Source organism: Streptomyces sp. NPDC046335 (assembly GCF_055587985.1).
Genome location: NZ_JBVJFF010000005.1, coordinates 498,943 through 510,970, shown reverse-complemented (window position 1 = coordinate 510,970; position 12,028 = coordinate 498,943). Strand labels below are relative to the sequence as shown.

Annotated in this window: 11 protein-coding genes; 5 read left to right on the top strand and 6 right to left on the bottom strand. The window is 72.7% G+C overall.

Going from position 1 to position 12,028, the window contains the following annotated elements; genetic code table 11:
* On the top strand, window positions 1-1,632 hold the full coding sequence (cdgB, locus tag ACZ6JY_RS14750) for a diguanylate cyclase CdgB (RefSeq protein WP_469195875.1): 1,632 nt from the start codon (window positions 1-3) through the stop codon (window positions 1,630-1,632).
* 87 nt (window positions 1,633-1,719) lie between these two features.
* Entirely contained in the window at window positions 1,720-2,718 is a 999-nt protein-coding gene (locus ACZ6JY_RS14745; RefSeq protein WP_469195873.1) for a carbohydrate-binding protein, read from the top strand.
* 16 nt (window positions 2,719-2,734) lie between these two features.
* On the opposite strand, the gene ACZ6JY_RS14740 is transcribed toward ACZ6JY_RS14745, so the two are convergent.
* The 5 genes from ACZ6JY_RS14740 to ACZ6JY_RS14720 form a co-directional block, all read right to left on the bottom strand.
* A complete protein-coding gene (locus tag ACZ6JY_RS14740; RefSeq protein WP_469195871.1) occupies window positions 2,735-3,583 on the bottom strand; it encodes a class II fructose-bisphosphate aldolase in 849 nt (282 codons plus the stop codon).
* A gap of 57 nt (window positions 3,584-3,640) precedes the next feature.
* Window positions 3,641-4,576 (bottom strand): 1-phosphofructokinase family hexose kinase, encoded by a 936-nt coding sequence (locus tag ACZ6JY_RS14735; protein WP_469196154.1) that lies wholly within the window; start codon window positions 4,574-4,576, stop codon window positions 3,641-3,643.
* A 142-nt stretch (window positions 4,577-4,718) separates the two neighbouring features.
* Window positions 4,719-5,858, bottom strand: coding sequence for an N-acetylglucosamine-6-phosphate deacetylase (gene nagA, locus ACZ6JY_RS14730; protein WP_469195869.1), 1,140 nt, complete (start codon window positions 5,856-5,858; stop codon window positions 4,719-4,721).
* The gene (locus ACZ6JY_RS14725) at window positions 5,858-6,856 is read right to left on the bottom strand and encodes an ROK family protein (protein ID WP_469195867.1); all 999 of its coding nucleotides are present in this window, start codon (window positions 6,854-6,856) and stop codon (window positions 5,858-5,860) included. Before ACZ6JY_RS14725 ends, nagA begins: the two co-directional genes overlap by 1 nt.
* 89 nt (window positions 6,857-6,945) lie before the next feature.
* Window positions 6,946-7,839, bottom strand: a complete 894-nt coding sequence (locus ACZ6JY_RS14720) for an SIS domain-containing protein (RefSeq protein ID WP_469195865.1) — start codon at window positions 7,837-7,839, stop codon at window positions 6,946-6,948.
* A 228-nt stretch (window positions 7,840-8,067) separates the two neighbouring features.
* On the opposite strand from ACZ6JY_RS14720, the gene ACZ6JY_RS14715 reads away from it, so the two are divergent.
* From ACZ6JY_RS14715 to otsB, 3 genes are read left to right on the top strand one after another with little or no spacing between them, the layout of a single operon-like run.
* Window positions 8,068-9,333, top strand: coding sequence for an ABC transporter substrate-binding protein (locus ACZ6JY_RS14715; RefSeq protein ID WP_469195863.1), 1,266 nt, complete (start codon window positions 8,068-8,070; stop codon window positions 9,331-9,333).
* 10 nt (window positions 9,334-9,343) lie between these two features.
* Window positions 9,344-9,577: a DUF3263 domain-containing protein gene (locus tag ACZ6JY_RS14710; RefSeq protein ID WP_469195861.1), complete on the top strand. Its 234-nt coding sequence runs from the start codon at window positions 9,344-9,346 to the stop codon at window positions 9,575-9,577.
* Between the two features lie 19 nt (window positions 9,578-9,596).
* A complete protein-coding gene (otsB, locus tag ACZ6JY_RS14705; protein ID WP_469195859.1) occupies window positions 9,597-10,478 on the top strand; it encodes a trehalose-phosphatase in 882 nt (293 codons plus the stop codon).
* Window positions 10,479-10,552: 74 nt separating this feature from the next.
* Here the strand turns inward: otsB and ACZ6JY_RS14700 are convergent, their stop codons facing one another.
* Window positions 10,553-11,971 (bottom strand): alpha,alpha-trehalose-phosphate synthase (UDP-forming), encoded by a 1,419-nt coding sequence (locus tag ACZ6JY_RS14700; protein ID WP_469195857.1) that lies wholly within the window; start codon window positions 11,969-11,971, stop codon window positions 10,553-10,555.
* Window positions 11,972-12,028 lie beyond the last annotated feature (57 nt).

Here is a 12,028-nt window from a genome sequence, read left to right as displayed (position 1 = left end):
ATGGAGACCGAGTCGGAGCCGTACGTCCGTCTTGCGACCCTGCGGCAGCTGCATCAGGTGGTTGCGGAGCTGAACACGGCCCGGAGCCTGGCGGACACGCTGCAGACGGTCGCCGACGGCGTCGTCAACGGCCTTGGCTATGAGCTGGCGTGCGTCAATCTCGTGCGCCCGGACGGTGACCTCGTGGTCGCCGCCTTCGCGGGCAACTCCTCCGCCGAGGCGCTCATCACCGGACGCGTGGGCTCCCGCGACGCCTGGGAGCGCCGCCTGGCGATGGGTGAGTCCTGGGGCGCCCTGCGCTTCATCTCGTTCACCGAGGGCTGGGTCCTCGACGACGACGACGTCCCGCAGTGGTACACCGAGGGCCCCGAGCCGCGCTTCGAGGACGAGTGGCACCCGGCGGACCGCCTCTTCGCCCCCATGTACGCGTCCGGCGCCGGCGGCGAGCTGCTCGGCGTGATCTCCGTGGACCGGCCGCGCAACGGCCGCAGGCCAGGCGCCTGGGGCCGCGAGGCCCTTCAGATGTACGCCTTCCAGGCCGCCATCGCGATCAGCAACGCCCGGCTGCGGGCCAACATGCAGCGCGCACTCGTCCGCCTGGAGCGGGAGCAGCAGGCGCTGCGCGCCAGCGAGGAATCCTTCCGGCAGGCCTTCGAGTACGCGCCTTCCGGCATGGCCGTCGCGGAGATGGGCGGGGACCAGCACGGCCGCATCCTGCGCACGAACGACGCGCTCTGCCGCCTCCTCGGCCGCCCCGCGTCCGCCATGCGCCGCTACTCCTTCTCCGACCTGGTCCACCCCGAGGACATCGGCACCCTCCTTCGCACCTCCGCCGAGGGCGGCCGGGCCGAGCTGCGGCTCGCGCGGCGCGACGGCACGTACGTCTGGGTCAGCCTGCGCAACAGCGTGGTCGCCGACGCCGCCGACGGGCCCCGCTTCCTGCTCACGCACGTCGAGGACATCGAGGAGCGCAAGCGGCGCGAGCTCCAGTTGGCGCACCGGGCCAGCCACGACTCGCTGACCGGCCTGCCGAACTCCGCCGAGCTGCGGGCCAGGCTCGGCGCCCGGCTCTGCCGCAGGCCCCACGCGGGGCAGCCGAGCGCCGTGGACTCCCTCGACGCCGCCTACGAGCACGGCTTCGACTTCGGGCCCGCGTCGCGTCAGCCGGACGACGGCTTCGACCGCCACGTCCACACCGTCGCGCCCGAGGGCGAGGGGGACGTGGACGACGGCACCAAGGGCCTCGCGGTCCTCTTCTGCGACCTCGACGGCTTCAAGTCGATCAACGACCGCTTCGGGCACCACACCGGCGACGCCGTCCTCATAGAGGTGGCCAGGCGCCTCACCAGCGGCGTGCGGGACGGGGACACGGTGGCGCGGCTCGGCGGTGACGAGTTCGTCGTCCTCGCGGACGGTCTGGGCCGCGCCGACGCCCAGGACCTCGCCGTGCGGCTGCGGAACGCGATCATCCCGCCGATCCGCGTCGACGGGCGGGCGGTCCGGGTGGGGGCGAGTTTCGGCATCGGCTGGGCACACTGCGGGATGTCGGCGGACGAAGTGTTGCACTCGGCTGACCAGCGGATGTACGTGGAGAAACGCTCACGTGCCAAGCAGCACAGGCGGGCCGGTTAGCGGTCTCGATGAGGTCAACGCCACCTCTTGGCCCCACTTGGACCGGGTAGGCTCCCCGCGTCAGCGATATGAGGGAGTGACCTGGGAATGACGCCCGGCAATAACGGCGAGAACACGCCGAGCGCGCCGCAGGGCGACGACGATCCGTTCGGCTACCTGTACGAGGACGGGCAGGCTGCCGGAGCGACCCCACCCAACGGTGGGGGCGGTTATGGGTACCCCGGTCCGCGCTCCTCGTACAACCACGTCAGAGCGGTCGGCGACCGCCGCCCCGCCTATGGACAGCAGACGTACGGCCAGCAGACACAAGGGCAGCAGGCGTACGGCCAGCAGGCCCCGCAGCAGCCCCAGCAGGCCTACGGCCGGCCGAACGCGCACTACACCGCGCCCGAGGCGCAGCCCGGCGGCGCCCCCGTCGCGAACCCGCAGTACGCGCCCTCGGGCCGGGGCCGCGGCCCGAACAACAAGGGGCTGCTCATCGCGGCGATAGCGGTGGTGGCCGTCGTCGCCATCGGGATCGGCGCCGCCCTGCTCTTCGGCGGCGACGGGGACAAGAGCGACGACGGCGGGGAAGCGGGCGGCAAGCCGTCGCAGGCCCAGACCGTCGAGCCGAGCGAGAAGCCGACGAAGAAGCCCAAGAAGGACGTCGAGCTGCCGAAGACGGACGCGAAGGCCCTGAAGCTGGAGGGCGGCACGAGCACGGCGTCCGACATCGACGGCGCGAAGGCCGACGGCGGCGTGTACGTCGCGGGCTTCGACAAGGTCGGCGCCCAGGTGACGTGGACGGTCAACGGCATCGACAAGCCCGGGTCGTACAGCCTGCGCGTGAACTACGGCGTCCCCGGCAAGGACTCCAACGCCTCGATCCTCGTCAACGGCAAGAAGCAGACCCGCCCGCTGAACATGAAGAACTTCTCCGGCGCCAAGGAAGGCGACTGGGAGAAGGGCTGGACGAACACCTGGGCCGTGGTGCAGCTCACCAAGGGCACCAACACCGTCACGCTCACCTGCGACCAGAGCAACCTCTGCGGGTCGGTCGGCGCGAACATCGACCAGATGTGGCTCGTCAAGGGCGACCAGGGCTAGGCCTGAACCCAGGAGATCACCGCAGCAGTCCCAGGAAGTCCGCCACCGTCCCGGTCATCGCCTCGCGAGCCGGGGCGAGGTATTTGCGGGGGTCGACGCCCTTGGACTCCGCCGCCAGGTACGCGCGGACCTCGCCGGTGAACGCCGTGTTCAGGGCCGTGCCCACGTTTATCTTCACCATGCCGGACGCGACGGCCCTGCGGATCTCGTCGTCCGGTACGCCGCTGGAGCCGTGCAGGACCAGCGGGACGGGGACGGCCGCCGCCAGGGACGCGATCAGGGCGTGGTCCAGGGCCGCCGTGCGCTCCGTCATCGCGTGCGAGGAGCCGACCGCCACCGCGAGCGCGTCGACGCCGGTGTCCGCCACGTACGCCGCGGCCTCCGCCGGGTCGGTGCGCACCCCGGGCGCGTGCGCGTCCAGCGGGGCCTCGCCCTCCTTGCCGCCCACCTTCCCGAGCTCCGCCTCGATCCAGATGCCCCGCTCGTGACCCCAGCGCACCGCGTCGGCCGTGGCCCGCACGTTCTCCTCGTACGGCAGCTTCGAGGCGTCGAACATGACGGAGCTGAAGCCCTCCGGGTGGGCCGCCCGCAGCAGCTCGACGTCCATGACGTGGTCGAGGTGGAGCGAGAGGCGGGCCGAGGAGGCGCGGGCCACCGCCGCGGTCGCCGCCGCGATGGCCGACAGGCGCCCGCCGTGGAACTTCACGGCGTTCTCGGAGATCTGGAGGACCGCGGGGACCCCGGCGCGCTCGGCGCCGAGGGCGATCGCCTCGGCGTGCTCCAGGGTGATGACGTTGAACGCGGCGACGCCGTGACCCGCGGAGCGGGCCTCCGTGACGAGATCGCCGGTGCTGACCAGTGGCACGGTGCTCCCCAGTTCCCAGGGCGCGGCGCCCCGTTGTGCGGTGTTACGCGGGTCCGTTCACGCCGCGGTCCGGTCGGTCACCGTGACGCGCGGCAGCAGGTCCTCATAGGTGGGCACGTCGTACTCGCCCGCCACCGGGGCGGCCACCGTCGCCGCCGAGAGGGCGACGGCGCGGGCCAGGCGCTCCGGCCACGGCAGCCCCTCGGCGAGGCCGGAGAGCAGCCCGGCGACCGCCGAGTCGCCCGCTCCCGTGGGGTTGCCGCGGACCATGGCCGGGGGCCGGGCCTGCCAGGTGCCCTCGGGCGTGACGGCGAGGACGCCCTCGGCGCCCAGGGAGGCGACCACGCTGTGCGCGCCCCTGCGGCGGGCGTCGCGGGTGGCCTGCCGGGGTTCGTGGGAGCCGGTCAGCTCGGCCAGCTCGTGGGCGTTGGGCTTGACGATGTCGGGGCGGGCGGCGACGCCCCGGCGCAGCGGCTCCCCGCTGGTGTCGAGCAGGACCGGCACGCGGGCGGCGCGTGCGGCGCGTACGAGAAGTGCGTACGCCCCGACGGGCACGCCGGGCGGCAGGCTGCCGCAGAGCGCGACGGCGCCGGTCCCGGGGGCGCGGAGCAGCTCCTCGTACGTGTCGAGGAAGGCGGTCCACTCGTCGGGGGTGATCGCGGGGCCGGGCTCATTGAACTGGGTGGTGTCGCCGGTCGCGGCGTCGGCCACGGCGAGGGTGCGGCGGGTGGTCCCTGCGACCTCCGCGAGCGCGTCGGTGACGCGGGGCTCGCCGGCGGCCAGGTGGTCGCGCAGGGCGCGTCCGGTGTCGCCGCCCGCGAAGCCGGTGACGGTCACGTCGTGGCCGAGGGCGGCGAGGACGCGGGCGACGTTGAGGCCCTTGCCGCCGGGGCGCTCGGTCACGCCGGTCACGCGGTGCGAGGCGTGCGGGGTGAGGGCGGGCACGCGGTAGGTGAGGTCGAGGGCGGTGTTCAGCGTGACGGTGAGGATCACCCGTGCCACCCCCGAAGTCGTCCCCGTGCCCTGGGGAACGCGCTTGCCGACGCACCCCTCTACGGCTCTGATCATGCCAAACAGAAGGCGGTTGGCCCAGAGGCGCGGGTCAACCGCCTTCTCAAAAAAGCACCGGTCGGCCCTAATCGGGCGCAACCACCCACTCGCCCTTGCGCATGACGCCCTTGAGGTCGAACTCCGCGTCGAGGACCACCAGGTCGGCGTCCTTGCCGGGCTCCAGGGAGCCGACCGTGTCGTACATCCCGAGGAGCTTGGCGGGGTTGACGGACAGGGCCCGGACGGTGTCCTCGACGGACAGCCCGTCGACGGTCACCGAGCGCTTGAAGGCGCGGTCCTGGGTCAGTGTGGAACCCGCGATGGAGCCGCCCTCGACGAGCCGCGCCACGCTGTCCTTCACCTCGACCTCCAGCGGGCCGAGCATGTACCGGCCGTCGCCGAAGCCCGCCGCGTCCATCGCGTCGGTGATGAAGGCGACGCGGTCCGCGCCCGCGCGGTGGAAGGCCAGCTCCAGGGCGGCCGGGTGCAGATGCGTGCCGTCGTTGATCAGCTCGACGGTGACCCGCTCGTCCTCCAGGAGGGCGGCGATCGGCCCGGGGGCGCGGTGGCCGAGGCCCGGCATGGCGTTGTAGAGGTGCGTGGCGACGGTGGCACCGGCGTCGATCGCCGCCACCGTCTGCTCGTACGTGGCGTCCGTGTGGCCGACGGCCGCGATGACGCCGTGCTCGGCGAGCAGCCGTACGGAGTCGAGGCCGCCGGGCAGCTCGGTGGCGAGGGTGAGCATCTTGGCGTGGCCGCGGGCGGCGTCGATCAGCTTGCGGACGTCCGCGGGGTCGGGGTCGCGCAGGAGCGCCTCGCTGTGGGCACCCTTGCGGCACGGCGAGATGAACGGCCCCTCGAAGTGGACGCCGGCGATGTCGCCCTGCTCGGCCAGTTCGCTGAGCAGGCCGGCGCGCTGGGCGAGGAAGTCCATCTCACCGGTGACGGTCGACGCGACGATCGTGGTCGTGCCGTGCAGCCGGTGGGTGTGCACGCCCTTGAGGACGTCCTCGACGGTGCCGGAGGTGAAGGAGGCCCCGCCGCCGCCGTGGTTGTGGATGTCCACGAAGCCGGGGACCAGCCAGTGGCCGGAGAGGTCGACGGTCTCGGCGGACCCGGGGGCGCTGCCCGCGACGCGCGCGCCGTCGACGATGACGCGGCCGGCGGTGACCGTCCCGGTCGGCAGTACCACTCGGGCACCGGTGAGAACCTTGCTGGCGGCCATCAGGCGGTTACCTCCGTGGGATCGGGGTTCGTGGGATCGGGGTCTGTGGTGCCTGGGTCTGTGGTGCCGGGCTTCGGGTTGTCGAGGAGGTCCCAGGCGAGGAGGCCCGCGCCCAGGCAGCCCGCGGTGTCGCCGAGGGCCGCGGGGACGATGTCCGGCAGCGTCTGGAACTGCACGACGCGTTCCGTGACGGCGGCCCGCAGCGGCGTGAACAACGTTTCCCCGGCTTCGGCGAGACCGCCACCGATGATCAGCGTGTCCGGGTCCAGCAGGGTGAGGGCGGTGAGCAGCCCGTCGGCCAGGGCGTCGACGGCGGTGCGCCAGACCTCCAGGGCCCGCGGGTCGCCGGACTCCACGGCCTTGGCGCAGTCCGCGGCGTCCGCCTCGGGGTCGCCGCTGGCCTCGGCCCAGGCCTTGCTGACCGCGGACGCGGACGCCAGGCGCTCCAGGCAGCCGCGCTGGCCGCAGCCGCAGGGCGGGCCGCCGGGGCGTACGACGATGTGGCCGATCTCCCCGGCCGAGCCGTGGGCGCCGGGCTCGATGGCGCCGCCGATGCCGATGGCGCCCGCGATGCCCGTGCCGAGCGGTACGAAGAGGAAGCGCTCGGCGGTCCGGCCCGCGCCGATGCGGCCCTCGGCGAGGCCGCCGGTGCGCACGTCGTGGCCCAGGGCCACGGGGACGCCTGCCAGGCGGGCGCTGAGGAGGTCCCGCAGGGGGACGTCGGTCCAGCCGAGGTTGGCCGCGTACACGGCGACGCCCCGGTCCGCGTCGACGATGCCGGGTACGGCTACGCCTGCCGCCGCGGCCGGTTCTCCGTAGTGGGCGATGCCGTGGGCGCGCAGATCCTCGGCGAAGCCGAGGATGGTCTCCACGACGGCCTCGGCCCCGCGCTCGCGGCCCGTCGGGCGGCGCGCCTCGTACAGCAGGGTGCCGTCCGCCCCTACCAGGGCGGCCTTCATTCCGGTGCCGCCCACATCGAGGGCGATGACGTGTCTCACGCCCCCCAGTCTCGCGCGTCACCCCATGAAAGGTCTAGTCCACTCGCGGTAATCGCTTTCATGGCTTCTGACGGGTCCCCCCACCCGCCTCAGTCGAGGATCACGCTTCGCGTGAGGTTGCGGGGGCGGTCCGGGTCGAAGCCTCGCGCCTCCGCGAGGGCGACCGCGAGCCGCTGTGCGCGGATCAGTTCGGCCAGCGGGTCCGCCTCCTGACGGGCCACCAGCTCGCCGCCGACCCGGGCGACATCCCCCGCGAGGCCCTCCGGCAGCGCACCGAACATCCAGGCCACCCGGCCGGGCCCCGTGATGGAGATCGGCCCGTGCCGGTACTCCATGGCCGGGTAGGACTCCGTCCAGGCACCCGCCGCCTCCCGCATCTTCAGCGCCGCCTCGAGAGCGAGCCCGTACGTCCAGCCGCGCCCGAGGAACGTCCACTGCTCCGCCCCGACCACGGAGGCGGGCAGCGGCTCCGAGACCGCGAGCTCGGCGTCGACGGCGGCGTCGGCCACCGGCTTCACGCCAGGGATGTCCCCGAGGCCGGCCCGCAGGAACGCCAGCGCGGTCGTCGCGAAGCGGGTCTGCACGACCGACTCCTCGTCCGCCCAGTCCAGGACGGCCACCGCGTCCGCCGCGTCCATGACCGGCGTCTTCGGGTCGGCGGTCAGCGCGACCGTCGGCACCGCGCCCTTGAGCCGCCGGAGCAGCTCCAGGACCTCCGTCGTCGTACCGGACCGGGTGATCGCGACCACCCGGTCGTACTTCCGCCCGGCAGGGAACTCCGAGGAGGCGAAGGCATCGGTCTCGCCCTGCCCCGCCGCCTCCCGCAGCGCCGCGTACGCGATGGCCATGAACCACGAGGTCCCGCACCCGGTGACGGCGACCCGCTCACCCGGCTCCGGCAGGCTCTCGAAGGCGGCGGCCGCCTCCACCGCCCGCTGCCAGCAGGCGGGCTGTGTGGCTATTTCTGCTGCGGTACGCGACATGCGCCAGGGCTCCTCGTCAGTACGGCTCTGCACGAACGTGACGTGCATAGCAGCCGCGGGGCGCACGCGGCAACGCAGGCCCGCCCGCCGGACCCCTTGTGGCCGCCGTTGCACAAGTGATACTCGGGTGGTGTAGACCTTGTGTCCGGGTGCGAGAGAAACTCGCAGTTCAAGAGCTATGGGGTGGCAAGCCCCGAGTTACCTGGAAGCAATGAGGGTGGGACAGCTGTGCAGCGGCGCGTGACAGGACTGACCGCGGCGGTGGCCGTACTGGGCATGGCGGGCGTGCTCGCCGGCTGCGGCGGTCCGGGCGACTCCGGCGACGTCACCCTGAAGCTGGTGGCAGCGGACTACGGCGACTCCGCGGCGAACAGTTCCAAGAAGTACTGGGACAAGGTCATCAAGGGGTTCGAGGAGAAGAACCCCGGCATCAAGGTCGACGTGACCGTCCACTCCTGGAACGACGTGGACCGCGAGGTCAAGGAGATGGTCGACAAGGACGAGGCCCCCGACCTCGCCCAGATCGGCGCCTACGCCGACTACGCGGACCAGGACAAGCTGTACGAGGCCGACGAGGTCCTCTCCATCGCGACCCAGGCCGACTTCCTGACCCCGCTCGCCCGGGCCGGTGAGGTCAACCGCACCCAGTACGGCATGCCGTTCGCCTCCTCCACGCGCCTGCTGTTCTACAACACCAAGATCTTCAAGGACGCGAACCTCACCCCGCCGGAGACCTGGAGCGAGCTCCAGGCCGACGCGAAGGTCCTCAAGGCGCGCGGCGTGAAGATCCCGTACGCGCTGCCCCTCGGACCCGAGGAGGCGCCCGCCGAGACGCTGATCTGGATGCTCAGCGGCGGCGGCGGTTACACCGACAACGTCAGCTCCTACAGCATCGACTCCGCCCAGAACACCAAGACGTTCGCCTGGCTGCGGGACGAGCTCGTCGGCAAGGGCCTGACCGGCCCCAAGGCGCCGGGGAAGCTGGACCGCGCCGAGGCCTTCGCGGCGTTCTCGCGCGGCGAGGTCGGCATGCTCAACGGCCACCCCACGCTGATGAAGATGGCCGCCAAGAAGGGCGTGAAGTTCGGCATGGTGCCGGCGCCCGGCGTCAACGGCAAGGCGCAGGCCACGATGGGTGTCGCCGACTGGATGATGGCGTTCAAGCAGAACGGCCACCGCGAGGAGGCCGGCAAGTTCCTCGACTACGTGTACAGCAAGAAGAACGTGCTCGACTTCTCCAACGAGTACGACATCCTGCCCGTGACGACGTCGGCGTCCGAGACGATGGCCGAGGAGCGTGGCGACAGCGAGCTCGGCAAGTTCCTCAAGGAGCTGCCGACCTCGCAGCTCTACCCGGTGGGCAAGACGTCCTGGGCGCAGGTCTCCGCCGACATCAAGAAGGACATCGGCAAGACCGTCGAGAGGAACGGCAACCCCGCCTCGGTGCTCGGCCGTATCCAGAACAAGGCGGCGGCCGCGGAGAACGCGGAATAGCGTGTCTGGCATGACCGGACAGGAACTTTCGGACAGGGACCGTGCCGTGCTCGCCCTGGAGCGGCGCGACTGGCCGGGTCCCGGCGCGAAGGAACGTGCCGTGCGTGAGGAGCTCGGCATGGTGCCGGTGCGCTACTACCAGCTCCTGAACGCCCTTCTGGACGATCCGCGGGCCCTCGCGCACGATCCGATTACGGTCAATCGGCTGCGCCGGGTGCGGGAGTCACGGCGCGAGGAGCGCTGATCCCGTTAGGGTCGGGCCCATGGGTGACCCTACGTACGCGCAGCCCGCCGAGCCGGCACGTCCTGGACTGCCCGAGCCCGTCACGCCCGCAGGCCGTGACGGGCTCGCCGCGATTGTGGCGCGGCCGGAACGGGCCGTCGTGGCCCTCGACTTCGACGGCACGCTCGCCGCGATCGTGCCCGACCCCGAGCAGGCCCGCGCCCACCCCGACGCGGTGCCCGCGCTCGCCGCGCTCGCCCCGCGCCTGCGGTCCGTCGCCGTGGTCACGGGCCGCCCGGCGGGCGTCGCGGTGCGCTACGGCGGCTTCGCGGGCGTGCCGGGCCTTGAGCGCCTGGTGGTGCTCGGGCACTACGGCGCCGAGCGCTGGGACGCCGTCACCGGCACCGTGCAGGCCGCCGAGGAGCACCCCGGCGTCGCCGCGGTCCGGGCCGAGCTGCCCGGTTTCCTCGACGCGATCGGGGCCTGGCGCGGCACCTGGACGGAGGAGAAGGGCCGCGCGGTCGCCGTCCACACCCGCCGCGCGGAGGACCCGCAGGCGGCGTTCGACGCCCTGCGCGAGCCGCTGGCGGAGCTGGCGGGACGCCACGGCCTGATCGTCGAGCCCGGCCGCATGGTCCTTGAGCTGCGCCCGCCCGGCATGGACAAGGGCGTGGCCCTGGCGGAGTACCTCCGCGAGGTGGGCGCCGAGTCGGTTCTCTACGCGGGCGACGACCTGGGCGACCTGCCGGCCTTCGGGGCGGTGGAGAAGCTCCGCTCGGACGGCGTCGCGGGCCTCCTGGTGTGCAGCGGCAGCGCGGAGGTCACGGAGCTCGCGGACCGCGCGGACCTGGTGGTGGACGGCCCCCAGGGAGTGATCACTCTCCTGACGGCCATCACGGCGAACCTCGACGCACCACGCTGACCCCCGGCCCACCCATCCCCCGTGACGCGGGGCAACGGGCGGGTGGGTGGGAAAGAATCGCCGCGAAGCGGCGGCTAGGACCCCTCGCCGGTCAGCGCGTGCAGCTGGTCGAGGAACCACTGCGCAGGGGGCAGAGCCGTGGCCGCCGCCGCGAGGCGCTTGGTGCGCTCCGCGCGCTCCTCGGGGGCCATGATCAGCGCCGCGTGCAGCGCCGCCGCCGTGGCCGAGACGTCGTAGGGGTTCACCGCGAGCACGTCCTCGGCCAGCTCCTCGTACGCCCCGGCCTCCCGCGAGAGCACCAGCGCGCACCCCTCGTCGGAGACGACGGGCACCTCCTTGGCCACGAGGTTCATCCCGTCGCGGATGGGGTTGACCAGCGCCACGTCGGCGAGACGGTACGCCGCGAGCGACCGCGCGAAGTCGTCCTTGACGTGCAGGACGACCGGCGTCCACCCCGCCGTGCCGAACTCGGAGTTGATCTCCTCGGCGACGCGCGAGACCTCCGCGGTGTAGTCGCGGTAGACGGCGAGATCCTGCCGCGAGGGGTAGGCGAAGGCGACGTGGACGACCCGCTCCCGCCACTCGGGGCGTTCCTGGAGCAACTGCCGGTAGGCCCGCAGGCCGCGCACGATGTTCTTGGACAGCTCGGTCCTGTCCACCCGCACGATCGCCTTGCGGCCCTCGCCGATCTGCTCGCGCAGCGCCCGCATCCGCTCCTCGACGTCGTCACGCCGTGACCGCTCCCGCAGGAAGTCCGCGTCGGCGCCGAGGCCGTGCACACCGATGCGCGTGCCCGACGTGCCGCCGAGCAGCCGCACACAGCACTCCGTGAAGGCGTCGGCCCACCGCCCGGTGAGGAACCCGAGCCGGTCGGCGCCGAGCATGCCCCGGAGAACCTGTTCCGCCACGTCGTCGGGGAGCATCCGGAAGTAGTCGGCGGGCGCCCACGGGGTGTGCGAGAAGTGCCCGATCCGCAGGTCGCCGCGGAGTTCGCGCAGCATGCCGGGGACGAGCGTGAGGTGGTAGTCCTGCACGAGGACCGCGGCCCCGGGCGCCGCCTCCGCGGCGAGCGCCTCGGCGAACGCGCGGTTGTACGTCTCGTACGCCTTCCACTGGGCGCGGAACTCCGGGCCGAAGGACGGTTCGAGCGGCGTCTGGTAGAGCATGTGGTGGACGAACCACAGGACCGAGTTGGCGATGCCGTTGTAGGCCGCCGCGTGCACGCCCTCACCGGCGCCCGCGTCGACGTCGAGCATCCGCACGCCCGGCTCGGAGACCCCGCGCCGCACGGCCTCCCGGTCGCCCTCGCCGAGCGCCGCGCACACCCACAGGGCGTCCGCCTCGTCACCGATGGCGCTCAGTCCTGAGACCAGTCCGCCGCCGCCGCGTTTGGCGGTGAGCTCCCCGTCCTCTCCCACGGAGTACGAGACGGGGCCGCGGTTGGACGCGACGAGTACCTGCGCTGCTGTCGACGAACGGGGCTCTGGAACCATGTGGCAAAACGTAGCCCGTACCGGAAACGCTCAAACGTATGCCGACCGGACTCCGCC